At 59.9% G+C, this 22,435-nt stretch carries 24 protein-coding genes and 1 tRNA gene; 19 read left to right on the top strand and 6 right to left on the bottom strand.

Annotated features, from left to right (window positions below):
- Window positions 1-171 precede the first annotated feature (171 nt).
- The 3 genes from IF204_RS09890 (at window position 172) to rpoD (ending at window position 5,804) form a co-directional block, all read left to right on the top strand.
- Window positions 172-1,611: a Glu/Leu/Phe/Val family dehydrogenase gene (locus IF204_RS09890; protein WP_194096634.1), complete on the top strand. Its 1,440-nt coding sequence runs from the start codon at window positions 172-174 to the stop codon at window positions 1,609-1,611.
- Between the two features lie 101 nt (window positions 1,612-1,712).
- Window positions 1,713-3,698 (top strand): DNA primase, encoded by a 1,986-nt coding sequence (gene dnaG, locus IF204_RS09885; protein ID WP_194096631.1) that lies wholly within the window; start codon window positions 1,713-1,715, stop codon window positions 3,696-3,698.
- A gap of 111 nt (window positions 3,699-3,809) precedes the next feature.
- Complete coding sequence (gene rpoD, locus IF204_RS09880; protein WP_194096629.1) at window positions 3,810-5,804, top strand: RNA polymerase sigma factor RpoD; 1,995 nt, start codon at window positions 3,810-3,812, stop codon at window positions 5,802-5,804.
- A gap of 39 nt (window positions 5,805-5,843) precedes the next feature.
- Here the strand turns inward: rpoD and IF204_RS09875 are convergent, their stop codons facing one another.
- Window positions 5,844-6,686, bottom strand: coding sequence for an SDR family oxidoreductase (locus IF204_RS09875; RefSeq protein WP_194096627.1), 843 nt, complete (start codon window positions 6,684-6,686; stop codon window positions 5,844-5,846).
- A gap of 105 nt (window positions 6,687-6,791) precedes the next feature.
- Here IF204_RS09875 and IF204_RS09870 point away from each other — a divergent pair, with 105 nt between their 5' ends.
- From IF204_RS09870 to ribD, 5 genes are all read left to right on the top strand, one after another.
- Window positions 6,792-7,184: a winged helix-turn-helix transcriptional regulator gene (locus IF204_RS09870; protein WP_194096625.1), complete on the top strand. Its 393-nt coding sequence runs from the start codon at window positions 6,792-6,794 to the stop codon at window positions 7,182-7,184.
- Between the two features lie 7 nt (window positions 7,185-7,191).
- On the top strand, window positions 7,192-7,677 hold the full coding sequence (locus IF204_RS09865) for a hypothetical protein (RefSeq protein ID WP_194096623.1): 486 nt from the start codon (window positions 7,192-7,194) through the stop codon (window positions 7,675-7,677).
- Window positions 7,677-8,102, top strand: coding sequence for a secondary thiamine-phosphate synthase enzyme YjbQ (locus tag IF204_RS09860; RefSeq protein ID WP_194096620.1), 426 nt, complete (start codon window positions 7,677-7,679; stop codon window positions 8,100-8,102). Before IF204_RS09865 ends, IF204_RS09860 begins: the two co-directional genes overlap by 1 nt.
- 116 nt (window positions 8,103-8,218) lie before the next feature.
- Entirely contained in the window at window positions 8,219-8,686 is a 468-nt protein-coding gene (nrdR, locus tag IF204_RS09855) for a transcriptional regulator NrdR (protein ID WP_194096617.1), read from the top strand.
- Window positions 8,687-8,709: 23 nt separating this feature from the next.
- A complete protein-coding gene (ribD, locus tag IF204_RS09850) occupies window positions 8,710-9,777 on the top strand; it encodes a bifunctional diaminohydroxyphosphoribosylaminopyrimidine deaminase/5-amino-6-(5-phosphoribosylamino)uracil reductase RibD (protein WP_194098198.1) in 1,068 nt (355 codons plus the stop codon).
- Here ribD and IF204_RS09845 read toward each other — a convergent pair.
- The 3 genes from IF204_RS09845 to IF204_RS09835 all read right to left on the bottom strand — a co-directional run bounded on the left by IF204_RS09845 (window position 9,774) and on the right by IF204_RS09835 (window position 14,321).
- Window positions 9,774-11,762: a capsular polysaccharide biosynthesis protein gene (locus tag IF204_RS09845; RefSeq protein WP_194096614.1), complete on the bottom strand. Its 1,989-nt coding sequence runs from the start codon at window positions 11,760-11,762 to the stop codon at window positions 9,774-9,776. The two genes, ribD and IF204_RS09845, sit on opposite strands and share 4 nt — an antisense overlap.
- Window positions 11,762-12,856 (bottom strand): polysaccharide biosynthesis/export family protein, encoded by a 1,095-nt coding sequence (locus IF204_RS09840; protein WP_194096612.1) that lies wholly within the window; start codon window positions 12,854-12,856, stop codon window positions 11,762-11,764. The genes IF204_RS09845 and IF204_RS09840 overlap by 1 nt, the downstream gene beginning before the upstream one ends.
- 178 nt (window positions 12,857-13,034) lie before the next feature.
- The gene (locus tag IF204_RS09835) at window positions 13,035-14,321 is read right to left on the bottom strand and encodes a capsule biosynthesis protein (protein ID WP_322743274.1); all 1,287 of its coding nucleotides are present in this window, start codon (window positions 14,319-14,321) and stop codon (window positions 13,035-13,037) included.
- A 136-nt stretch (window positions 14,322-14,457) separates the two neighbouring features.
- Between IF204_RS09835 and IF204_RS09830 the strand changes: the two genes are divergently transcribed.
- The 8 genes from IF204_RS09830 to IF204_RS09795 all read left to right on the top strand — a co-directional run bounded on the left by IF204_RS09830 (window position 14,458) and on the right by IF204_RS09795 (window position 19,608).
- A complete protein-coding gene (locus IF204_RS09830; protein WP_194096610.1) occupies window positions 14,458-15,060 on the top strand; it encodes a riboflavin synthase in 603 nt (200 codons plus the stop codon).
- Window positions 15,060-15,617, top strand: a complete 558-nt coding sequence (locus IF204_RS09825; protein ID WP_194096608.1) for a hypothetical protein — start codon at window positions 15,060-15,062, stop codon at window positions 15,615-15,617. Before IF204_RS09830 ends, IF204_RS09825 begins: the two co-directional genes overlap by 1 nt.
- Window positions 15,618-15,712: 95 nt before the next feature.
- Entirely contained in the window at window positions 15,713-16,837 is a 1,125-nt protein-coding gene (gene ribB / locus IF204_RS09820; protein WP_194096606.1) for a 3,4-dihydroxy-2-butanone-4-phosphate synthase, read from the top strand.
- Between the two features lie 3 nt (window positions 16,838-16,840).
- Window positions 16,841-17,359, top strand: coding sequence for a 6,7-dimethyl-8-ribityllumazine synthase (locus IF204_RS09815; protein WP_194096604.1), 519 nt, complete (start codon window positions 16,841-16,843; stop codon window positions 17,357-17,359).
- A gap of 16 nt (window positions 17,360-17,375) precedes the next feature.
- Window positions 17,376-17,843, top strand: a complete 468-nt coding sequence (gene nusB / locus IF204_RS09810; RefSeq protein WP_194096602.1) for a transcription antitermination factor NusB — start codon at window positions 17,376-17,378, stop codon at window positions 17,841-17,843.
- A 104-nt stretch (window positions 17,844-17,947) separates the two neighbouring features.
- Entirely contained in the window at window positions 17,948-18,295 is a 348-nt protein-coding gene (locus IF204_RS09805; protein WP_194096600.1) for a hypothetical protein, read from the top strand.
- Between the two features lies 1 nt (window position 18,296).
- Window positions 18,297-18,869 (top strand): HdeD family acid-resistance protein, encoded by a 573-nt coding sequence (locus IF204_RS09800; RefSeq protein WP_194096598.1) that lies wholly within the window; start codon window positions 18,297-18,299, stop codon window positions 18,867-18,869.
- Between the two features lie 295 nt (window positions 18,870-19,164).
- Window positions 19,165-19,608 carry an MmcB family DNA repair protein gene (locus tag IF204_RS09795; protein ID WP_228069423.1) on the top strand — a complete coding sequence of 148 codons (444 nt, stop codon included), beginning with the start codon at window positions 19,165-19,167 and terminating at the stop codon, window positions 19,606-19,608.
- Here the strand turns inward: IF204_RS09795 and IF204_RS09790 are convergent.
- Window positions 19,586-19,786 carry a DUF6324 family protein gene (locus IF204_RS09790; RefSeq protein ID WP_194096594.1) on the bottom strand — a complete coding sequence of 67 codons (201 nt, stop codon included), beginning with the start codon at window positions 19,784-19,786 and terminating at the stop codon, window positions 19,586-19,588. The genes IF204_RS09795 and IF204_RS09790 overlap by 23 nt on opposite strands.
- Before the next feature lie 121 nt (window positions 19,787-19,907).
- Between IF204_RS09790 and IF204_RS09785 the strand changes: the two genes are divergently transcribed.
- Window positions 19,908-19,984, top strand: a tRNA-His gene (locus tag IF204_RS09785).
- Between the two features lie 7 nt (window positions 19,985-19,991).
- Here IF204_RS09785 and IF204_RS09780 read toward each other — a convergent pair.
- Complete coding sequence (locus IF204_RS09780) at window positions 19,992-20,297, bottom strand: DUF6476 family protein (RefSeq protein WP_228069144.1); 306 nt, start codon at window positions 20,295-20,297, stop codon at window positions 19,992-19,994.
- On the opposite strand from IF204_RS09780, the gene IF204_RS09775 reads away from it, so the two are divergent.
- Window positions 20,296-21,327: an RluA family pseudouridine synthase gene (locus tag IF204_RS09775; protein WP_194096593.1), complete on the top strand. Its 1,032-nt coding sequence runs from the start codon at window positions 20,296-20,298 to the stop codon at window positions 21,325-21,327. The genes IF204_RS09780 and IF204_RS09775 overlap by 2 nt on opposite strands.
- Before the next feature lie 159 nt (window positions 21,328-21,486).
- Window positions 21,487-22,383, top strand: a complete 897-nt coding sequence (rpoH, locus tag IF204_RS09770) for an RNA polymerase sigma factor RpoH (RefSeq protein WP_167636005.1) — start codon at window positions 21,487-21,489, stop codon at window positions 22,381-22,383.
- Window positions 22,384-22,435: the final 52 nt, after the last annotated feature.

The raw sequence follows: 22,435 nt of genomic DNA, 5'->3' as shown, positions 1-22,435 counted from the left end.
TGACGGTCTCAATCTCTCGCGAAAATTGTATCCGAATTGGGAGAAATCGTGTCCGAAAGGTCAGATCGCTAAGATAGAGCAGCATTTGGCCGAGAAGGATTCAAGTGCTGAATCCCGCCCCGATGGAAATTTGCGGTTTTGGCACCTCATGAGGCAAGGGGAGGAACTGCCATGGGGACTACGAATTCACCTGAAGAACCGTCATTTCGCGAGTCAGTCGACATCATGTTCAACCGCGCTGTGGCGCTGATGGACCTGCCTGCGGGCCTTGAAGAAAAGATCAGGGTTTGTAACTCGACCTACACCGTCCGCTTTGGCGTCCGCCTGCGCGGCGCGATGCACACATTCGTTGGCTATCGCTCGGTGCACTCCGAACACATGGAACCTGTGAAGGGCGGTATTCGCTATGCCACCTCGGTTAATCAAGACGAAGTCGAGGCGCTCGCCGCCCTGATGACCTACAAGTGTTCGCTGGTCGAAGCGCCCTTTGGCGGCTCCAAAGGCGGCCTCTGCATTGACCCGCGAGAGTGGGACGAACACGAGCTTGAACAGATCACCCGCCGCTTTGCCTACGAGCTGATCAAGCGCGACCTCATCAACCCGTCGCAGAACGTGCCCGCTCCTGACATGGGCACAGGCGAGCGCGAGATGGCGTGGATCGCCGACCAGTACAAGCGGATGAACACCACTGACATCAACAGCGCAGCCTGTGTCACAGGTAAGCCGCGCAATGCGGGCGGTATCGCTGGCCGTGTCGAAGCAACGGGCCGCGGGGTCCAATACGCCCTTCGCGAGTTCTTCCGTCACCCCGAAGACATGAAGATCGCCAAGCTGTCAGGCACGCTCGAAGGCAAAAGGGTCATTGTGCAAGGTCTCGGCAACGTGGGCTATCACGCCGCCAAGTTCCTGAGTGAAGAGGACGGCTGCAACATCACCGGCATCATCGAACGCGACGGTGCGCTCTTTTCCGAAGCCGGCCTCGACGTCGAGAAAGTCCGCGATTGGCTGGGCAAGCACGGCGGGATCAAAGGTTACCCCGACGGCCTCCATCATGCGGACGGCGCATCGGTACTCGAAGAGGAATGCGACATCCTTATTCCGGCAGCGATGGAGGGGGTTATCAACCTGTCCAACGCGCATAATATCAAAACTAACCTCATCATCGAGGCGGCCAACGGCCCCGTGACTGCGGGCGCTGACGAGATCCTGCGCGACAAGGGCGTGGTCATCATTCCCGACATGTATGCCAACGCGGGAGGTGTGACGGTGTCCTATTTCGAGTGGGTAAAGAACCTCTCCCACATCCGCTTTGGTCGCCTCGGTCGCCGTCAGGAAGAGGCACGTCACCAGTTGCTGATCGACGAACTTGACCGGCTCGACCGTTTCCTTGGTGACAAGTGGTCGATGACACCGAACTTCAAGGAGTCCTACCTGCGCGGGGCAGGGGAGCTCGAATTGGTCCGCTCTGGCCTCGATGACACGATGCGCGCTGCCTACGGTGCTATGCGCGAGGTCTGGCATTCACGCGATGACGTGCCCGATCTGCGTACCGCCGCTTATCTTGTGTCGATTGCCAAGGTCGTGGACAGCTATCGCGCCAAGGGCCTCTGATCTGGATGGGGCCGCCAAGCGCGGCCCCGATCCGACGAAAACTGAAAAGTTGATATGGCGGGTTCTGGACACCGCCACCCGCAGGGCCGATATTGTCCCCCATGAGTCTGCCCCCCGGATTTCTCGACGAATTGCGCACCCGTTTGTCGCTCGCCCAAGTGGTCGGGCGCAAAGTCATGTGGGATCAGCGCAAGTCCAATCAGGGCAAGGGCGACTGGTGGGCCCCGTGCCCCTTCCATCAGGAAAAAAGCGCGTCTTTCCATGTGGATGACCGTAAGGGCTATTACTACTGCTTCGGCTGTCAGGCCAAAGGCGACGCTATCTCTTTCGTGCAGGAAAGCGAAAATGTCGGCTTTATGGAGGCGATCAAGATCCTCGCTGCCGAGGCCGGAATGCCGATGCCCGAGCGTGATCCGCAGGCGCAGGCCAAGACCGACCACCGCACCAAACTGGCCGAGGTCATGGAGGAAGCAGTCAAGTTCTTCCGTCTCCAACTGAAGACCCAAGCCGCGGGTGAAGCGCGCGCGTACCTCGCGCGTCGTGGCCTCCAGCCTCAAGCTATTGACCGCTGGGAAATTGGTTTTGCGCCGCAGGGATGGCAGAACCTCTATGAGGCGATGACGGCCAAAGGTATTCCCGACGACCTGCTGCTAGCCGCGGGCCTGTGCAAGAAGTCGGACAAGAACGACCGTCGCTACGACATCTTCCGCGATCGCATCATGTTCCCGATCCGCGATGGGCGGGGCAGGGCGATTGCGTTTGGCGGACGGGCGATGGACCCGAACGACAACGCCAAATACCTCAACAGCCCTGAAACAGACCTCTTCGATAAGGGCCGCAACCTGTTCAACGTGCGCAACGCGCGCGAGGCGGCAGGTAAGGGCCAGCCCCTGATCGTAGCCGAGGGCTACATGGACGTCATTGCGCTGTCCGAGGCTGGCTTTGGCGCCGCCGTTGCGCCGCTTGGTACGGCGGTGACCGACAGCCAGCTTCAGATGATGTGGCGCATCTCGCCCGAGCCAGTGATCGCCCTCGACGGCGATAAGGCCGGTCTGCGGGCTGCGATGCGGGTCATCGACCTTGTGCTGCCGATGCTCGAAGCGGGCAAGTCGCTGCGTTTCGCGTTGTTCCCCGACGGTATGGACCCCGACGACCTGATCCGCGCCAAAGGGGCGAGCGCCGTGCAAGAGGTACTCGACGCCGCCATGCCGACCGTGCGGTTGATGTGGCAGCGCGAAACCGAAGGCAAAGTGTTCGACAGTCCCGAACGCCGTGCTGCGCTGGACAAGGTGCTACGCGAGAAGATCAAACTGATCCGCGATCCGTCCTTGCGCCGTCACTATGGCGATGCGATTGCCGAACTTCGCGCCGATCTGTTCCAGACCCGCCGCAACGACACGCCCCGTTTCGACGCCGGCGGCGGCGGTCAGCGCCGTCAGTGGCAGCCGCGCGGTAAGTTCGCGCCCAGCATGGCGACGGCTGGCACCAAAGCCTCCGAACTTGCTACCGGCACGGCCGACGAAAACCTCATGCGCGAAACTGTGATCCTCGCGATTTTTGTAGCGAACCTCGATCAGGTAGAGGCGTTCGAAGAGCGCTTGGAGCGGATGGAATGCTACAATCCGGAAAACGGACGGCTTCGCGATGCACTGCTCAGAACCATCGGAGAACACGAGCCGAAATCGGTGCTTGAAGAACAAATTGGTATCCATGCCCTTGAAAACCTTATGGGCCAACGCCACATCGCCATCACTCCTGCCATAAGACGTAACGGCGACCGGGATCTGGTCCGCAATTCCTTGATCGAGGAAATGGACAAACTGTTCGCACGCCGCGGTCACGAAATAGAAATGGCTGAGGCTGTAGAAGAGTTCGCGGCCATCGAAGAGGGTGATGAAGGAGTGACGTGGCGCATCGGCAAAGCCGCACTAGCTGTAGATCCTACGACCCGCCGCGAAGTCGAAGACACGACCGAAGTGGTGATCGCGGACAACGGATTGGCATTGAGCAAGGACGAAAGAGACATGTTCCGGAAGCTGATCGAGACACTCGGCACCGGTTCTGAGGGCAAAAAATCCTCTAACTGACACTTATTCACAGTGATTCTCGCCTCAAGAGGTTGCGAATCGCTCGTTCCCAAAGTTGATTCGACCAGATCGAATCATCGAATCACATGGACCCGTTCCAAGGAGCTTTGAATGGCCGCCAAAGATAACGACGACACCAAGGATACCGATCAGGACGCCGATATCACCATGGATGTCAGTCAAGCTGCCGTCAAAAAGATGATCTCGGAAGCGCGCGAGCGTGGCTATATCACTTATGACCAGCTGAACGCAGTCCTCCCGCCGGATCAGGTGTCTTCGGACCAGATCGAGGACGTCATGTCGATGCTCTCTGAGATGGGCATCCAGGTGACCGAAGAGGAAGAGTCCGAAGAAGTCGAAGAGAACCAGGGTTCGACCCAGCTTGTGACCACCAACAGCGGTGGCCGCGATGTTGCGCTGTCGAGCGGCGATACCGAAAAGCTCGACCGTACCGACGATCCGGTCCGCATGTATCTGCGCGAGATGGGCAGCGTCGAGCTGCTGTCGCGTGAAGGCGAAATCGCGATTGCGAAGCGTATCGAAGCTGGCCGCAACACGATGATCCTCGGGCTTTGCGAAAGCCCCCTGACTTTCCAGGCGATCACCATCTGGCGCGACGAACTTCTGTCCGAAGACATTCTGCTACGCGATGTGATCGACCTTGAAGCGACGTTCGGCAACAGTCTGGACGGTGAAGACGATGATGCCGAACCGGTTGTCGATCCGTCGGCCGCTTCGGCTCCGTCCGCACAGAAGAAAGAAAACGAGCCCGAACTCGACGCCGATGGTAACCCCATCCAGAGCGATGATGACGACGACGATGACGAGCAGGGCAACATGTCCCTCGCTGCGATGGAAGCCGCGCTGAAGCCGCGCGTACTCGAAACGCTCGAACTCATCGCCCGCGACTTCTATACCCTGTCCGAAATGCAGGACGCCCGTATGTCGGCGACCCTGAACGAAGACAACACGTTCTCGTCCGATGACGAAGCGACCTACCAGAAGCTGCGTTCGGAAATCGTTGAAATGGTGAACTCGCTTCACCTGCATAACAACCGTATCGAAGCGCTGATCGACCAGCTCTACGGCATCAACCGCCGCATCATGTCGATCGACTCGAGCATGGTGAAGCTGGCCGACCAAGCCCGCATCAACCGCCGCGAGTTCATCGAAGCGTATCGCGGTGCCGAGCTTGATCCGACCTGGATGGACCGCATGGCCGAAAAGCCCGGTCGCGGTTGGCAGATGTTCTCGGAGAAATTCGAGGACAAGGTCAGCGAATTGCGTGCCGAAATGGCGCAGGTCGGTCAGTATGTCGGTGTGGACATCAGCGAATTCCGCCGCATCGTTCAGCAGGTCCAGAAGGGCGAAAAAGAAGCCCGTCAGGCCAAGAAAGAGATGGTGGAAGCGAACCTTCGCCTCGTTATCTCGATCGCGAAGAAATACACCAACCGTGGCCTCCAGTTCCTCGACCTTATTCAGGAAGGTAACATCGGCCTGATGAAGGCGGTCGATAAGTTCGAATATCGCCGTGGTTACAAGTTCTCGACCTACGCGACGTGGTGGATCCGTCAGGCGATCACCCGTTCGATTGCCGACCAGGCCCGTACGATCCGTATTCCGGTCCACATGATCGAAACGATCAACAAGCTGGTCCGTACCGGTCGTCAGATGCTGCACGAAATCGGCCGCGAACCGACTCCGGAAGAACTGGCCGAGAAGCTGCAAATGCCGCTCGACAAGGTTCGTAAGGTCATGAAGATCGCGAAAGAGCCGATCTCGCTGGAAACCCCGATCGGGGACGAGGAAGACTCGCAGCTCGGCGATTTCATCGAGGACAAGAACGCGATTCTGCCGCTGGACTCGGCTATTCAGGAAAACCTGAAAGAGACCACGACCCGCGTTCTCGCATCGCTCACCCCGCGTGAAGAGCGCGTTCTGCGTATGCGTTTCGGTATCGGCATGAACACCGACCACACCCTCGAAGAGGTCGGTCAGCAGTTCTCGGTGACGCGCGAACGTATTCGTCAGATCGAAGCCAAGGCGCTCCGGAAGCTCAAGCATCCGAGCCGCTCGCGCAAACTGCGCAGCTTCCTCGACCAATAACGAAAACGCCCCCGAATTCGGGGGCGTTTCTTTTTGGGCTTACAGCATCTCTGCCAGCTTCGTGGTCGGGCGACCAATCAGCGACGAGAGTGTCTTGCTGTCGTCAAACAGCCAACCGTCGGCGGCTTTCGCGTCACTATCTGCGAGCATGGCAGCAAGGCCCTCGGGCAGGCCAGCGCCGAGCAGAGCGGCTTTGAAGTCCTCTTCCGGCATGTCGATGTAGGTGACCTCAGTGCCTTTCGCCTCGGTCACGGCGGCCGCGTAGTCTGCGAGGGTGAAACCTTCGTCACCGGCCAATTCATAGATGTGACCCTCATGACCAGCGCCGGTCAGTACGGCGACCGCAGCTTCGGCAAAGTCCTGACGGCTGGCAGCGGCAAACTTGCCCTCACCTGCAGCGCCGAAGTGCTTGCCCATCGAAAGGTCCTGATCGAGCGTCGCCGTGATGTTTTCAAGGTACCAGCCATTGCGGAGCAGGGCGTAGGGAATGCCGCTTTCTTCGAGGTTCTTCTCGGTCGCGAGGTGCTCGACCGCCAGCCCCATCGGCGATTTGTTCGCCTGTAGGATGGAGGTGTAGGCAATGAACTTCACACCTGCCTGCTTGGCAGCGTTGATCGCGTGGAGGTGCTGTTCGGACCGCTTGCCGACTTCGGAGCCCGAGATCAGAAGCAGGCGGTCTACGCCCTCGAACGCCTCGAACATGGTTTCCGGCTTGTCGTAGTCGCCATAGCGGGCGTCGAAGCCTTGCTCTTTGAACTCGTTCAGCGCGGCCTCGGAACGGGCCATAACGGCGATGTCGGCAGCGGGTACGGATTTGGCGAGCTCGGCAACAACTTTACGGCCGAGTTGGCCCGATGCGCCGGTAACAAGATACTTGGTCATCTTAATCTCCAGTATAGAATCGTGTATAGGTCTCATTTAGAGACCATTACTGACTTCCGTAAGGAGGCAGTATTTTCGCACAAGGTTACACAGAGGTTCCCTGCCATGCCCGATACCGCGATTAATCCCGACTTCGGCTTCACGTCCGATGAGCTTGATCCTGAGAAATGTCCGGTGCGTCAGGTGCTCGCTCAGGTTGGGGGCAAGTGGACGGTCCTGATCCTTGAACTGCTTCAGCACGGCCCGCGCCGGTTCAACGCGCTCGGCCGCGCAATCCCCGACATTTCCAAACGGATGCTGACGCAGACTCTGCGCGATCTTGAGCGGGACGGGCTGGTCTCTCGCGAGGTGTTTCCGACCAAGCCCCCATCCGTACAGTATGCGCTGACCCCATTGGGGGTTGATTTGATGAAGGCAATGGGTGGACTGTTGGACTGGGCGTGGACCAACTTCGACAAGGTCAAAACGGCCCGCGACGTTTATGACGCAACCCCGTAGGTGACCCATGCGCATTCTGTTATCCGCCGCTCTGCTTTTCCCGATTGCCGCAAAAGCGGACACGGCCGAAAGCATGTTTACCTGTACCTTCAGGGGCGGTGACAAGGTCGTGCAGGTATATACCGTCGGCGAACTCGCGGGTTATGCCTACGGGCCGCAGCATGGCAATCCCGAGATGTCGCTTGTCCAACATGCGCTCGACGTCGACCTGCAGCCGTGGAGCGGCATTGGTCGCTACGAAAGCGAGAGCGTCACCTTCCTGAACGTGGATACCACCTACACCGTCTGGTGGTCGGTCGATAAAATGGACATGTCCGGCGTGGCGGAGGGCGGTATCACCGTGGCGCAGGGTGACAATGTGCTGGCGGAACTGACTTGCGATGCGGGCTCGGTCGAGACGAACACATTCTATGCTCTGCACGATTTGCGCGAAGACCTCGGGCTCCGCTGGTGTATAACGAGCCAAACTTGGGCAGCGAACTGCAAGGGCTGATGCACACAACTTTCCAGATTTCGACGCGGGGCTCCGGGCTCTACGAATTCACGCGTGATGTGATGCGCTGGGCCAGTGGCACGGGTGCGGATGAGGGTCTGCTGACGCTATTCGTGCAGCACACCTCCTGCTCGCTACTCATTCAGGAAAATGCCGACCCCGAAGTGCGCGTGGATATGCGCGAATATTTTCACCGCCTCGTGCCGCCGACGACCGATCCGTCGATGTCCTATCTGACCCACACCTACGAGGGGCCGGACGACATGCCTGCGCACATCAAAGCTGCGATGCTTCCCATTTCGCTGAGCATTCCGCTCATTGATGGGCAACTTGCGCTGGGCACTTGGCAGGGCGTCTACCTTTTTGAACATCGGTCGCGTCCGCACAATCGCAACGTCGTCGCACAGCTGATGGTGAGTCCGTAGAGTCACAACATCATGTGACTTTCAGAATGGCCTATCCAAATCTAGCGAGACGCCATATGGTGCCTGTGGATATCCGGTGCATAACTCCGGACCGTACGGTGAGAGGGACCTAGCCGATGCGTTGCCCGTTCTGCGGAAATGTCGATACGCAAGTCAAAGACTCCAGACCAGCCGAGGACCACGTCGCGATCCGTCGCCGTCGTTTCTGTCCTGCGTGCGGTGGACGTTTCACGACCTACGAGCGTGTGCAGCTCCGCGATCTCGTGGTGATCAAGAACAACGGGCGCCGCGAGGATTTCGACCGCGACAAGCTTGAGCGTTCCATCCGTATCGCCGTCCAGAAGCGTCCGATCGAGCCCGAACGTCTGGATCAGATGATCTCCGGCATCGTGCGCCGTCTGGAAAGCACGGGCGACACCGACATTCCGTCGCGCAGCATCGGTGAGATCGTGATGGAGAGCCTCGCGCGGATCGATACGGTCGCTTATGTCCGTTTCGCCAGCGTTTACAAGAACTTCCAAGCTGCCGACGACTTCGACAAGTTCATCGACGAGCTGCGACCTTCGAGCAAGACCGACCAGTGAGCCTGACCTCCGACGACCGCTTCATGGCGCTCGCGCTGTCGTTGGGACGGCGCGGGATGGGCCGTGTCTGGCCCAATCCGGCGGTTGGCTGCGTGATCGTCAAGGATGGCATCATCGTTGGCCGTGCCCGCACGGCGGATGGCGGGCGTCCCCATGCGGAACCGCAAGCGCTGGGCCAAGCGGGCGAGCGTGCGCAGGGCGCGACGGCTTATGTCAGCCTTGAGCCATGCGCGCATTACGGACAAACGCCGCCCTGTGCGAATACGCTGGTCGAGGCAGGTGTCGCGCGTGTCGTCATTGCCTGCACCGACCCCGATCCGCGTGTCGCAGGGCAGGGGATAAAAATCCTGCAAGACGCCGGTATCGAGGTTCTCGTCGGTGTCCGCGAAGCCGAGGCCCAGCGTGACCATGCTGGGTTTTTCTCGCGGATCGGTGCCAAGCGTCCATGGGTTACGCTGAAGCTTGCCTGCACGCTCGATGGCCGCATCGCGACGGCAACGGGCGAGAGTAAATGGATCACCGGACCCGAAGCGCGCCGTCTCGTTCACGCGCAGCGTGCCAAGCATGACGCCGTGATGGTCGGTGCCGGAACTGTACGTGCCGATGATCCGTCGTTGACCGTCCGCGATTTGGGCGTGACCCGCCAGCCCGTCCGCGTGGTCGTGTCCCGCCGTTTGGATATGCCTGCGGATTGCACTCTGACCCGCACTGCAAACGAAGTTCCAGTTTGGTTATGTCACGGCGAGGACGCGGGTAACCGACTGAACCCATGGGCGGAGGCAGGTGTCGTCGGCATTCCGTGCAAGGTCGAGCAGGGACAGATTTCGGTGATGTCTGCGCTTGAAGGTCTGGCCGAAAAGGGCCTGACCCGCGTGTTCTGCGAAGGCGGCGGCACGCTGGCGGCGTCCCTATTGCTGAACAACGTCGTGGACGAGTTGATCGTCTTCTCGGCGGGCATGGGCATCGGCGCTGAGGGGATGCCCGCGCTTGCCGCAATGGGCATCGACGCGCTAAGCGAAGCACCGCGTTTCAACCTTGCCGAAGTCACGCAAGTCGGCCGCGATATCTGCAGCCGCTGGACCCGCTCTTAACGCCAGAGATGGGCAAAGCTGGCAAATAGACCCTGCAATTTTGCGAGCGCTCTAAGGCCGTTTTTCTGCGGGCCAATGTCGCCGCTGGTCAGTCGCTCGACGATCACTTCGACAGGGCAGGGTTGGCCGGTGACTGGATCGAAGTAGCGTGGATAGGCGATCAGGCAGCAATGCGCGAGCGTCTCGATATCAGGCTTTGCGGTGCGGCGAGGATTGGGAGTGGCATCGTTTGTCAGCCCCCAGCCCGCGTAGAAAGGCTGCCCGAGGCAGGTGACCTGTTTGCCACGCAGCAGAGCCTCGAACCCGATGGTGGAGGTCATGGTCCAGACCTCGTCCGCCGCTTCGAGCGCGGCGTTGGCATTGACGCCCGAAAGCACCGCGTCGGCCCATTTCATAGGGTCATCAACCGCGCCGATGCGCAGGCCCGCTTCGACATCGGGGTGGGTTTTGTAGAGGATCACTGCATCCGGATTGGCCGCCCGCGTCACCGCCAGCAGATCGGCATTCGTGCGAATGTCACCCGCACCAAGCTGGATCGAGGCATCGTCCTCGACCTGTCCGGGCACGAGAATGCGCCGTCCTTCGGGAAGGTCCGGCAGTGCCGCGCCATCGAGGTTATATTTGCTTAGGCCGCTAGACGTCAGGTTGCGGATCAGGTCCTCAGCGCGGCGATGCTCGGTCTGCGTGAGGCTTGCGGTGTTGATGAGGTGTTCAAGGACAGAAGTCTGAGACGGATCGTAATAGATCCCGCGCGTATCCAGCGCGAGGCTCATCGGCGGCACCAATTCAGCGCCAAGCCCGCGAGATCGCAGGAACCCGTCCTCGACCCGTACGGCGCCCTCGGGCCCGTCCTTCAGGCCCCACACCATATGGCGGCGATCAAGCACGGCTTTGCCGAACACCAGCGGTTTGTAGCGGCCAAACGCTTTCTGCATCGACCCGCGCTTCCACAGGCGCATGCCATGGGCACTCCACCCGCGATGATCTTCGCGCCAGGCACGGACTTCGGCTTCTAGGATCGATACGGCACGCTCGAAGCTACAGAGTTTATCCTGAAACGGATCGTACCAGACCGGCGTTAGGATCATGGCCGCAGCGAAGAGCTGGGCGCGGGTCAGTTTGCGCTGCCTGCGATCAACCGGCATCCGGTCGTCGGTCAGGCCCCAGCCCGCGTAAAACGGCTGTCCGAAAACGACAGGACGGTGACCGGCGAGGATCGCGTCGAAGCCCATCTGGGATGAAACGGTATAAACCGTCGTCGCGCCTTCGAGCAGGTGCCATGGCGATACTGGGTCGCTCAGAAATTCAAACTGGCCATCACCATCTTGGTAGTGACCCGCGCGGTGGCCAGCGGCGGTTTCGGGATGCGTTTTGACTATGATGCGGGCGTGCGGGTTTTCCTCGCGCGCGACAAACAGCATTTCGAGGAAACGGTTGCGGTCGGCGCGGCTGGCTTTGACCGAAGCGTCGCCGGCCGTCTGATCGATCACCAGCACATAGCCGGGTTCAGGCACTGCGGTGTCTGGGTCAAAGGCATTGTATTTCGACAGGTGCGCGGCCCTCAGACGCTTGATGCCGTCCTTCGCGCGGGTCAGCAGTGCGGTGTCGTCGAGCGGATGCTCGATCAGCAGTTCTTCGAGCCGCGATTTCTTCGACGCATCGAAATGGACACCTCGATCATCGATCAGCAGCCCCAACGGCGGTTCGCCATCGCGGCCGGGCTTTACCGAACGCAGGAATGCATCTTCGACGCGGATCACTTCACTGTTGGTGTAGTTCGCAACGGCTTCGCCACGAGGCGAGGTGGGTGACTGTCCCCAAACGCCGACCAGATCGCCTTCGGATGGTTTGCCGAGGCTGATGTCATAGCCGGACAGCTCCAAAATGCGTCGGATGCGGCGCTGGGTCAGGAAACCGCCGTTGTAAACGTAAAGCCGCCGCGGGGCTGTCCCTGCGGCGGCCGGAATCCACTCTGGTAGATCCATTAGTTGCCAGCGATATCGGTCGCTGCGGTGGCCGCGTTGAGCGAACCGGTCGCGGCTGCTACGACCTTGTTGAACTGTACGAACGGCGCTTCGGTCACGTAGATCGTGTCGCCGTCACGCACCGCGAAATCGCGCGCCATGAACATGCCGTTCGGGCGGGTGAGGTCGAGGATATAAACGACACGCTGCGTTCCAATGAGGTCGGTGCGGTCGAGAAGCTGGTTCGCGATCTCGGCGGGCTCGTTGCGGAAGACGAAGACGCCGGTCGGGTCGGCGACGGCAGACAGCAGGCCACCAACGGTCGCGAGTGCTTCAATAGCCGAGATCGACTTGGTTTCAAACGGAATGCGGTTTTGGGCACCTGTGGCGCCGAGCGCAGTGAACGTGCGGCTGTCCTCTTTGACCATGATGCGGTCGCCTGCGCGGAGGGCAATGTCACCTTGCGGGTTGTCGTAAAGGTCCTCGTACCAGATCGTGCCGGTGGTGTTGCCGCGAACGACGGTGACCTGCGCGATTTCAGGCGGGATCACGACGCCACCAGCCTGCGCGAGCATGGAGGACAGAGTGCGCGTCGGGCGCTCGATCGGGTAAACGCCTTGCGCGCCGACGCCGCCAGAAACGCTGACGGTCGAGCCGTCACCAGCGAGGCGGCGGACCTGAACCTGCGGGGCAGGGGTCTGGTCTTCGAGCTTGCTTGTGATGATCTGGCGCAGACCTTCGGGCGTGTTGCCCGATGCGCGGATGCGGCCCGCGTAGGGCACAAAGATAAAGCCGGAGCCGTCGACCTGCACTTCGTTAAGGACAGTTGCGGGCTGGCCGGTCGGGACCAGCAGACCGTCGTCGACGTTTTCCCAAACCGTGAGGCCAAGGATGTCGCCTGGCTGGATCGTGTCGGAGCCAAGAACGCCAGCGTTGTTGAAGGTTGCCGAGAAGCCCAGAGCAGGCGAAACGCTGGCGATGCGGTTGACGCGGTCATCAACGATCAGCACGAAAGCATCGCCTTCGCGCAGAACGGAGCCTGCGAAAATCTCGTTCTTGTTCGGACCCGAACGGGGCAGACCACAGGATGCCAACAATGCAACTGCGGCCAGCATTGCCGCGCCTCTGGCTAGGCGCAAACTTAGAGTGGTCACTGCTCGGTCTCCTCGACCTGTTATTATTTGCCTCACATTTTAGTGTGACGGTAACGAAATTCACCTAAAAAATAAAGGACTACCATTCGGTCGCGGCATGAGTGTGCGATTGCGTCTAAAACCTGATCGTTCTCCGGTGTCAGCTCACAATGCGCAGCGCCTGACGCGGTGCGATCTTGCCCGATTTCAGCGCGTCGTAGGGATCTTCGTCATCAAGCATCATGTCGACCACTTGGCGCAGCAGTTGGCGTCGACCGCGTGACGAATAGAAACCGCCGGGGATTTGGCTGGTTTCAAGCAGGAAGCGGCGGTAATCGCGGTAGGCGCGGTTGTCGGGGCGACCTGGCTGTTCGAAGAACTTCGGCAGGGGCAAAGTCGAAACGAACTCCGGCTTGTCGTAAACCGCGCTGCCGAAAACCTTCAGCGGGATTGAGCGCCACAGGACCTGCTGCGCGGCGGTGGAGTTCACGGTGACAGCCGTCCGAGCGTGATCCAAGAGGCGCGCGAGCTTGCCGCCGCGGATGTAGTGGACGCGATCAAATACGCCATGCTCTTTGGCGATGCGGGCAATGTTCGCGCGGGTCGGCGAACGGTCGTTTTCCAGCGGGTGGGCCTTGAAAACAAGGTGATGATGCGATGCGGCACCTTTGGCGAAGCCGGAAATGACAAGCTCCAGAAACTCCTCCATCCGCTCGAAAGGCGAATGTTTGAGGAAGCTGGAATCGTGTTCGAGCTGGAGCAGCACGAGGTGATACGGGAAACCGCCCATCCGCACGCGCATCGTTGCCAGCATACGGTCGAGCGCGATGTAAGGCATCAGCAGCAGACGCTTGGTATAAAGCGCGGCCTCTTTCGCCACAGGAAGTTCGCGGTGCGGTTGGAAGTTGCGGAACTGCCGATTTCGAAACATCACGAACCAGTGGTAAACCGCGCCGTAGAACACGTGCTGGCGCATGTCGCCCCAGCGGGCGGGCGGTTCGGGCACGTCGAGGTCGGACAGAGCCAGCGCTGCACGCATATCGTCAATGCTCATGTCCATGAGGCGCGAGTGCCCGTTCGTGCCGCCGCGCTCGTAGGTGACCCAATAGGGCCGCATGTAGCCTTCTTCGAAGACGTGCACGGTCAGCCCCTTGGCGCGCGCGATCTCGACCGCGCTCGCGTGGATCGGGCGGGTGTCGCCGTAGAGGACGATGTCCGTGATGCCCTTTTTCGCGACCAGATTTTCGAAGGTCTCGGGCCATTCTTCAGGCGTGCGGGTGAAGGGAATGAAGCCGGTGTCACGGAACGAAAACGCGCGGTCACCAGCGTTAAAGCCGACACGCGACACCTTCGCCCCCGCATTGCGGAGCATCAGCCCCAAGCGGTGGAAGAAAGGCCCGTGCGGACCTTGCAGGAAGAGGAAGTGGCGTTCGGATTTACTCGGCACGTTTTCGTATAAACTCGTTGCAATAACCAAAACATTAACCTGCGAAACGCGCAGAAATAAGATCAAAATTGGGCTTTGCCTTGCCCATGTTGCGTAAGGTGGCTACCTGTTTGGACAAATCAGCAGGAGTTTCGCGATGTTCACCGGCATCATCACTGACGTAGGCAAAATTCTCGAAGTCGAGCAGCGCGGCGATCTGCGCGCCCGTATCGGCACGGAATACGATGTGGACGGCATCGATATCGGTGCCTCGATAGCGTGCGACGGCTGCTGCCTGACCGTGATTGCGCTAGGCACCGAGCCGCAGAACTGGTTCGACGTCGAAATCAGTGCCGAGAGCGTTTCGAAGACCAACATCGGCCAGAACATGTGGCACGTTGGCAAGCGCCTGAACCTCGAACGTGCGCTGAAGGTCGGCGACGAGCTTGGTGGTCATATCGTTTCGGGTCACGTCGATGGCGTGGCAGAATTGATCGAGCTGAAGGACGAGGGCGATAGCACTCGCATGACGTTCCGCGCACCGGACGATCTGGCCAAGTTCATCGCGCCGAAGGGTTCAGTCGCATTGAACGGCACCTCGCTGACCGTGAACGAAGTCGACGGCGCGACCTTCGGCATCAACGTCATCCCGCACACCAAGACGGTGACGACTTGGGGAGACGTGAAGGTCGGCGATCCGATCAACCTCGAGATTGACACGATGGCCCGCTACGTGGCCCGCCTGCGGGACTGGGGCTAATGGCCGGCATCGGGCACAACGGTGGACCTGCCATCGGCTCGACCGGATGGCAGAAGTTCGCATGGAAGAAAGCCCGCACCGATTTGCTGCCGACCCTGCCCATCGAAGTGGTCCGCCTGCGCGTAAACCGCGCGAAGGAATTAGGCCTGCCGTACAAGACCTACGCCAGCGTGCGCGCGGCGACGGGACATGACCTGATCGGGTTCCTTTTTTCCAGCAACGCACTGCGAATGTTCAAAGAAGCCAAGCTGGCCGAGGAGCAGGCGCAGAAACTTGCAGCGATCAAGGCCGACCGCAATGCTGTCGTCCATCGCCCGCTCTCGCCTGAAGCTGTAGCGCAACTGGACGGGATCGACACGGCCCACGCAGCGCCACTCTTTACCGCGAAGTGGACCGACATGCGCGACGATCTGCGTGCTATGGTGCAATCGCGCAAAGGCTCCGCTGATCGCTTCATGCTGATCGGGGAGGGCGCATTCGAGCGCGAGTGGGTTGCCGCCGGACAACTGGCCGGTTTCATGAGCGGCGAGGCGTATTTCGCGCAGGCTCAGGGTTGAAACTTCGGCGCGACACATAGCCCGAACGTCGCGTCCGTACTTTTATTGCGAAGCCGCGTGCCTTATCTGCAAGGCATCTGACTGCGGGGAATACAATGACTGCCGATTTCGAAAACGCCGGACCTGTCGAACGCGAACTACGTGACGCGATCAGCCCGATCGAGGAGATCATCTCCGAGGCCCGCAACGGCCGCATGTTCATCCTCGTCGACCACGAGGACCGCGAGAACGAAGGCGATTTCGTCATTCCGGCGCAGATGTGTACGCCCGATGCGATCAACTTCATGGCCACCCACGGGCGCGGCCTGATCTGCCTGACCATGAGCGGCCAGCGCATTGACCAGCTTGGCTTGCCGCTGATGGCCTCGACCAACTCGTCCCGCCACGAGACCGCGTTCACCGTGTCCATTGAGGCTCGCGAAGGCGTCTCGACCGGTATCTCCGCAGCCGACCGTGCTCACACCGTTGCTGTGGCTATCGACGGCAACAAAGGTGCGCAGGACATCGCGACGCCGGGCCACATTTTCCCGCTGCGCGCTCGCGACGGCGGCGTTCTGGTTCGCGCCGGTCACACCGAAGCCGCGACCGACATCGCCCGTCTGGCCGGTCTGATCCCCGCTGGTGTCATCTGCGAGATCATGAAGGAAGACGGCGACATGGCCCGCCTGCCGGACCTCGTTGCCATCGCCAAGCAGCATAACCTCAAGATCGGCACCATCAGTGACCTGATCGCCTATCGCCGACGTCACGATAACCTCGTGCGGATCAAGGAACAGACGACCATCACTTCCGAATATGGCGGTGAATGGCAGATGCGGATCTATTCTGACGAAACCCACGGCGCAGAGCACATCGCGTTGATTAAGGGCGACGTGACCTCCGACAAACCCGCGCTGGTGCGGATGCACTCGTTCGATCCGTTGCTCGACATGGTCGGGACGGGTGAAACGGGGCGTGCGTTCGAATTCTCGCGTTCGATGAAGCTGATCGCGCAAGAGGGCAGCGGTGTGGTCGTCCTACTGCGTGACACCGACATGCAGATCGCGACCGGAGACAGCGTGTCGCCCAAGACGCTCCGCCAATACGGCGTTGGCGCACAAATCCTGTCCTCTTTTGGACTGTCCGAAATCACCCTGCTGACCAACTCGCCCGCGCCGAAAGTGATCGGACTGGACGCCTACGGGCTCGAGATCGTCGGCACCCGACCCATTACGGAGTAAATTATGGCTGGTGCATCCCACTACACGCTCGAACGTCCGACTTTCGATAAGCCAGTCAAAATCCTGATCGTCGTCGCGCCTTACTACAAGGACATCACCGATGGCATGGTCGCAGGTGCGAAGGCCGAGATCGAGGCCGCAGGCGGCACTTGGGAGCTGGTCGAAGTGCCTGGCGCGCTGGAAGTTCCGACCGCCGTCGGCATCGCCGCCCGCATGAAGGACTTCGACGGCTACGTTGCGCTGGGCTGCGTCATTCGCGGTGAAACCACCCACTACGACACGGTGTGTAACGATTCGTCCCGCGCGCTCACGCTGCTCGGCCTTCAGGGGCATTGCATCGGCAACGGTATCCTCACGGTCGAAAACTACGAGCAGGCAGCCGTGCGTTCCGATCCCGAAGGCCAGAACAAAGGTGGCGGCGCGGCCGCTGCGGCCTTGCACCTGATCGACTTGGGGCGTAAGTGGGGCCGCGCTGGCTCGATCGGCTTTACCAACGACATCCTTATGGCCCGAGAGGGCTGAGGAAGGACCCGCCCCCATGACTGTTTCGAACAACCAACTTCGCAAGATGAAATCGGCTTCGCGCCTTTTCGCTGTTCAGGCCCTCTTCCAGATGGAAGCGGCGGGTCAGACCGTGGAATCCGTGGTCGAGGAGTTCGAGACGTTCCGCTTCGGAGAGATCTTCGAAGACTGGGAAATGCAGGAAGGGGAGCCGGATGTGTTCCGCAACCTCATCGACGGTGCAGTCGAAAATCAGGCGAAGATCGACCAGATGACCGACCGCGCACTCGTCGCGAAATGGCCGCTGGGCCGCATCGACCCGACCCTGCGTGCGCTTTTCCGCGCTGCCGGATCGGAGTTCGTAGCCGCCGAGACGCCGCCGAAAGTGGTCATCGTCGAGTTCGTACAGGTTGCCGAAGCCTTCTTCCCCGAGGGTAAAGAGCCGAAGTTCGTGAACGCCGTTCTTGACCACATGGCACGCGAGGCACGCCCCGACGCCTTCTGATCAGGCATCGGTAGGCGAAAGGTCGCATCGTAACAAATAAACTACATTAATTGCTTGTAGCTGCCGTTATACGACATACATTGTTGTTAACGGAGGTTGCTGACATGCCAGAACTTATCAAGGTCTACATAAAGCAGGTCCTGATTGGCTTCGGTCTCTCGGCAGTATTCGTCGCATCGCTTCTCTACGGAAACGTCGCGAACCTCCGGCATCTTGTTACCCATACCGACGTCGGCACCTTGGCAGTCTTCCTGCTGTGGCTGTTCAACGGCATCGTGCTGGCCGGCGTTCAGTTCGCCGTCCACATCATGACGATGAACGATGATGACGACGATGATGGTCCCGGTGGTGGTCTGCGTGAGCGCTTTGTTCAGCGCGAACTGATTCCCGTGCGCGTCGAAGCGACGAGCCGTCCCACCAAAAACACCCGTTACACCCGCCCGCGAGGCTGAGATGTCAGTCGGGGGCTTCCCTAACGTACGGCGCGATCCGAAGCGCGCGTTTCTCCAGAAGCTCAAGCGCCGCCTCAATGTGATTGGGGTGGCGATGTTGATTCTGGGGGTGCTTGCTTTGGTATTTCCGTTCTACTTTACCGCGCTCGCCAAGGTGGTCGTCGGCTGGTTCTTCCTGCTGATCGGCGCAGTCACGCTTTATAACGCCGTCTGGGCGCGCAAGCTGGCGGATGGACTGCTCAGTGGTGCGGTCGCCGCGCTATACCTCGCCGTTGGCGTCTATCTGTCTTTCGTCGCAAGTGGCGGATTGGTTGGGCTGACCGCGATCGTCGCGGTCGCTTTCCTGATCGACGGCGCGATTGAATACGCACTGGCCATGCGCCGCAAGCCGCGGGCAGGGTGGAACTGGATCGCGCTGAGCGGGCTGTCTTCGGCCATGCTTGGCGGTGTGCTGCTTGCACTTTTGCCGACCGATGCCGCTTGGGCGCTGGGCGCTGTTTTGGGGCTGAACTCCGTTACGACAGGACTGTCGGTCCTTGCGATGGCGCGAGCTGTGCGCCGTCCGGCAGAGTGAGTGGTGGCGAGAACCACAGCAACCGTACACGCTTAATTCCCGAGGACCTGTTATTACAGGTGGGCGCCAGATAACTAAACCAGAGCTCAGACAGAGCCAGCTCCCTCGGATTTGCTTAAGGCCACTGGAATGTTAGCGCATTCGTACGTGAAGAGCAGAAGCTCGCCGAGGACTGAGGTAGTACTGCAGCTTCTCGCTTTCAAGTCCCAATCGACTTGACGAATGTTCTCTAAATGTTCATTTTTAACCCATGAGCGATCAAGTGGCACTCGATACACCCGACATCACCGACCTGATGAAGCCCGGTCAATTGCTGGCCCGCGGGGTTTCGCGATTTCTGTTGAGCCATGACTTTGTCACCGTCGAAGAACTGGTGCCTACGGGTGGTCTGCGGGTAGATGTGATGGCACTCGGCCCAAAAGGCGAGATCTGGATCGTCGAATGCAAATCCAGCCGCGCCGACTATCAGTCGGATAAGAAATGGCAGGGATATCTGGAATGGTGTGACCGCTTTTTCTGGGCGGTCGATGCGGACTTTCCGGTCGAACTGCTCCCTGACGACTCAGGTCTGATCATCGCCGACAGTTACGGCGGAGAGATCGTGCGGATGCCGGATGAGACAAAACTGGCCGCCGCGCGCCGGAAGGTCATGATCCAGAAATTCGCGCGGCATGCGGCGATCCGCCAACATGCCGCCCGCGATCCTGGAATGAAGCTTAGCGCTTCTTCTTGGACATAGCGCGCGCACCTTGTGCAGCAGCGCGGATTTCTTCTGCGATTTCCTCGGCTTCTTCGGGATCGAAGTCCATCGGGATCTCGATGCCGCCTTCGGCTTCGATGAACAGGCGGACCATACCGGTGTTGGTCGGTCCGATTTGCAGATTCGCTTCGATTTCGCGTTCGCTATTAATACCCATGTCATGCTCCTGACTGATTTGTTTTGCAGTATCGCGCCTGAACAGGACGACGCAAGACTGCGGAATTTTTGACTTCGGGCTATTGCATTACCCGATAACCGAATGTAAATCCCCGCGCAGTGCCGCCTTAGCTCAGTTGGTTAGAGCGCCTGATTGTGGATCAGGAGGTCCCCCGTTCGAGCCGGGGAGGTGGTACCATCCCCCATCACTGCTGGTAGTCGATCTGAACCCTTTGGGTCATGGCGCCTGTCGTCGCGTTGAAGACGAGGATTTCGTCCCCGGCAACCACCGCATACCAACCATTGCCAACGGTGTACGATGTCGCCTCTACGCCATCGGGCAAGGTGATGCTGTCAGGCATCGACAGCGAGGGGCCGTTCAAGCGGGTGACAAGCGTTACAATTAGCACTACGAAGCCTGCGATCATCACGACCGCCATCGCCAGAACCAGTCTTTTTAGGAAAACGGCAACCGGCGGCAGTTCATCCATATCTTCGGGAGCCTTCGTCATGGCCACGTCCCTTGTCAGCTTTGTGATTGCGGAAGATCCGCCCGCCCGACTTGATAAGGCGCTTTCGCGTGATGTGCCAGCAGAGGCTGACCTGTCCCGCTCGCGGCTGGCCAAGCTGATCGAAGAGGGCGCCGTAAAGGTGGCAGGGGAGGTCGTGACCAACCCGCGCTTCAAAGTCGCTGGCGGCGAAGAGATCGAGATCACGGTCGAGGCCGCGACCGAGACCGACATCGTGGCCGAGGATATTCCGCTCACCGTGGTCTATGAGGATGATGACCTCATCGTCATCGACAAACCCGCTGGCATGGTCGTCCACCCCGCGCCCGGTACGCCGAACGGCACCGTGGTCAACGCGCTGATGTTCCACTGCGGGGAGAGCCTTTCGGGAATCGGTGGGGAGAAGCGTCCAGGTATCGTGCACCGTATCGACAAGGATACGACGGGTCTGCTGGTCGCGGCCAAGAACGACAAGGCCCACCATGGGCTCGCCGCGCAGTTCGAAAAGCACTCGGTCGAGCGTCGCTATCTCGCGGTCTGCTACGGCGCACCCGATCAGAACGATCCGCGCATCCACGGTATTCGCGGCACCAATTTTGAAGCCGGCAATATCCTCAAAATCCAGACCTTCCTCGGTCGTCATAAGACCGACCGTCAGCGTCAGGCTGTCAGCTTCGAGCAGGGCCGCCATGCCGTGACCCGCGCCCGTATCATCGAAACGCTGGGCGAGCCTGCCTCTGCCGCGCTGATCGAATGCTGGCTGGAAACAGGCCGCACGCACCAGATCCGCGTGCACATGTCCCATGTGGGTCACAGCCTCATCGGTGATCCGGTTTACGGCGGTAAGCGTAAACTTAATGCAAAGGCCGTTGGAGATGCGGGTGTCGAGGCTGCAAGTCGCTTCGACCGGCAAGCCCTCCATGCCGCGACGCTGGGGTTCGATCATCCTGTGACTGGAGAATGGATGGAGTTCGAATCCGAGCTGCCGGATGACATGGCGGAACTTGTCACTGCTCTAGGCGGTTCTCTTTGAAACAGTGATCCCGTCTGCGTGAAACGCGCGAAATTCGCTCGCTCACCGACGGATCGCAGCTAAAGTTGCGTTCATACCTGTGCACGCCGCCTTGAACGGTTCGTGAGGCGCGCCCATATGGATGTAAAAGATTTAAACATTCCCCAAGGGGGGACGAAAATGAGCACTTATGCAAATCTTCCGGCTCCGTCGCCGGAACAGGGTTTAAACCGGTATCTTCAGGAAATCCGCAAGTTTCCGATGCTGGAGCCCGAAGAAGAATACATGCTGGCGAAGCGTTGGGTCGATCACCAAGACTCCGCGTCGGCGCACCGTATGGTCACAAGCCACCTCCGCCTCGCCGCGAAAATCGCGATGGGCTACCGTGGTTATGGCCTGCCGCAGGCCGAGGTGATTTCCGAAGCTAACGTCGGTCTGATGCAGGCGGTGAAGCGTTTCGACCCCGAGAAGGGTTTCCGCCTCGCGACCTATGCGATGTGGTGGATTCGTGCGTCGATCCAAGAATACATCCTGCGTTCGTGGTCGCTGGTGAAGCTTGGCACGACGTCGGCGCAGAAGAAGCTGTTCTTCAACCTTCGCAAGGCCAAGGCCCGCATCGGTGCATTCGAAGATGGCGACCTGCGCCCCGAGAACGTGCAACGCATCGCGAACGACCTTGGTGTTACCGAGGACGAAGTTGTCCAGATGAACCGCCGTATGAGTGGCGGCGACGCTTCGCTCAATGCGACCATCGGCACCGAGGACGACAGCTCGACCCAATGGCAGGACTGGCTCGAAGACGAGGATGCGGATCAGGCTACCGCGTATGAAGAGCAGGACGAGATGGACAGCCGCCGCGCCATGCTGGCCGAAGCCATGGATGTTCTGAATGACCGCGAGAAGGACATTCTGGTGCAGCGCCGCCTATCTGACGAAACTGTCACGCTCGAAGACCTGTCATCACGTTACGAGGTCAGCCGCGAGCGTATCCGCCAGATCGAAGTTCGTGCGTTCGAGAAAATCCAGAAACGGATGCAGGAACTTGCTAAGGAAAAAGGCATGCTCGAAACCGCATGACCGACGAGGCCCGCCAAGTGCGGGCCTTTTCTTTGTCCGCCTTTACCTCCCG

It is taken from the genome of Marivivens aquimaris, from assembly GCF_015220045.1.
GTDB classification, from domain to species: Bacteria; Pseudomonadota; Alphaproteobacteria; order Rhodobacterales; family Rhodobacteraceae; genus Marivivens; species Marivivens aquimaris.
This window is presented reverse-complemented; position numbering and strand designations above follow the sequence as displayed.

What these genes read in the sequence shown, in the direction of transcription:
- IF204_RS09870 (WP_194096625.1), top strand. Translation starts at nt 6,792, where the DNA reads ATGCCCGATACCGCGATTAATCCCGACTTCGGCTTCACGTCCGATGAG.
- IF204_RS09875 (WP_194096627.1), bottom strand. Translation starts at nt 6,686, where the DNA reads ATGACCAAGTATCTTGTTACCGGCGCATCGGGCCAACTCGGCCGTAAA.
- ribB (WP_194096606.1), top strand. Translation starts at nt 15,713, where the DNA reads ATGACTGCCGATTTCGAAAACGCCGGACCTGTCGAACGCGAACTACGT.
- IF204_RS09775 (WP_194096593.1), top strand. Translation starts at nt 20,296, where the DNA reads ATGGCCACGTCCCTTGTCAGCTTTGTGATTGCGGAAGATCCGCCCGCC.
- dnaG (WP_194096631.1), top strand. Translation starts at nt 1,713, where the DNA reads ATGAGTCTGCCCCCCGGATTTCTCGACGAATTGCGCACCCGTTTGTCG.
- IF204_RS09815 (WP_194096604.1), top strand. Translation starts at nt 16,841, where the DNA reads ATGGCTGGTGCATCCCACTACACGCTCGAACGTCCGACTTTCGATAAG.
- IF204_RS09890 (WP_194096634.1), top strand. Translation starts at nt 172, where the DNA reads ATGGGGACTACGAATTCACCTGAAGAACCGTCATTTCGCGAGTCAGTC.
- IF204_RS09800 (WP_194096598.1), top strand. Translation starts at nt 18,297, where the DNA reads ATGTCAGTCGGGGGCTTCCCTAACGTACGGCGCGATCCGAAGCGCGCG.
- IF204_RS09840 (WP_194096612.1), bottom strand. Translation starts at nt 12,856, where the DNA reads ATGCTGGCCGCAGTTGCATTGTTGGCATCCTGTGGTCTGCCCCGTTCG.
- IF204_RS09805 (WP_194096600.1), top strand. Translation starts at nt 17,948, where the DNA reads ATGCCAGAACTTATCAAGGTCTACATAAAGCAGGTCCTGATTGGCTTC.
- rpoH (WP_167636005.1), top strand. Translation starts at nt 21,487, where the DNA reads ATGAGCACTTATGCAAATCTTCCGGCTCCGTCGCCGGAACAGGGTTTA.
- nusB (WP_194096602.1), top strand. Translation starts at nt 17,376, where the DNA reads ATGACTGTTTCGAACAACCAACTTCGCAAGATGAAATCGGCTTCGCGC.
- IF204_RS09795 (WP_228069423.1), top strand. Translation starts at nt 19,165, where the DNA reads ATGAAGCCCGGTCAATTGCTGGCCCGCGGGGTTTCGCGATTTCTGTTG.
- IF204_RS09845 (WP_194096614.1), bottom strand. Translation starts at nt 11,762, where the DNA reads ATGGATCTACCAGAGTGGATTCCGGCCGCCGCAGGGACAGCCCCGCGG.
- IF204_RS09780 (WP_228069144.1), bottom strand. Translation starts at nt 20,297, where the DNA reads ATGACGAAGGCTCCCGAAGATATGGATGAACTGCCGCCGGTTGCCGTT.
- IF204_RS09830 (WP_194096610.1), top strand. Translation starts at nt 14,458, where the DNA reads ATGTTCACCGGCATCATCACTGACGTAGGCAAAATTCTCGAAGTCGAG.
- ribD (WP_194098198.1), top strand. Translation starts at nt 8,710, where the DNA reads ATGGCGCTCGCGCTGTCGTTGGGACGGCGCGGGATGGGCCGTGTCTGG.
- IF204_RS09825 (WP_194096608.1), top strand. Translation starts at nt 15,060, where the DNA reads ATGGCCGGCATCGGGCACAACGGTGGACCTGCCATCGGCTCGACCGGA.
- IF204_RS09860 (WP_194096620.1), top strand. Translation starts at nt 7,677, where the DNA reads ATGCACACAACTTTCCAGATTTCGACGCGGGGCTCCGGGCTCTACGAA.
- IF204_RS09790 (WP_194096594.1), bottom strand. Translation starts at nt 19,786, where the DNA reads ATGGGTATTAATAGCGAACGCGAAATCGAAGCGAATCTGCAAATCGGA.
- nrdR (WP_194096617.1), top strand. Translation starts at nt 8,219, where the DNA reads ATGCGTTGCCCGTTCTGCGGAAATGTCGATACGCAAGTCAAAGACTCC.
- rpoD (WP_194096629.1), top strand. Translation starts at nt 3,810, where the DNA reads ATGGCCGCCAAAGATAACGACGACACCAAGGATACCGATCAGGACGCC.
- IF204_RS09865 (WP_194096623.1), top strand. Translation starts at nt 7,192, where the DNA reads ATGCGCATTCTGTTATCCGCCGCTCTGCTTTTCCCGATTGCCGCAAAA.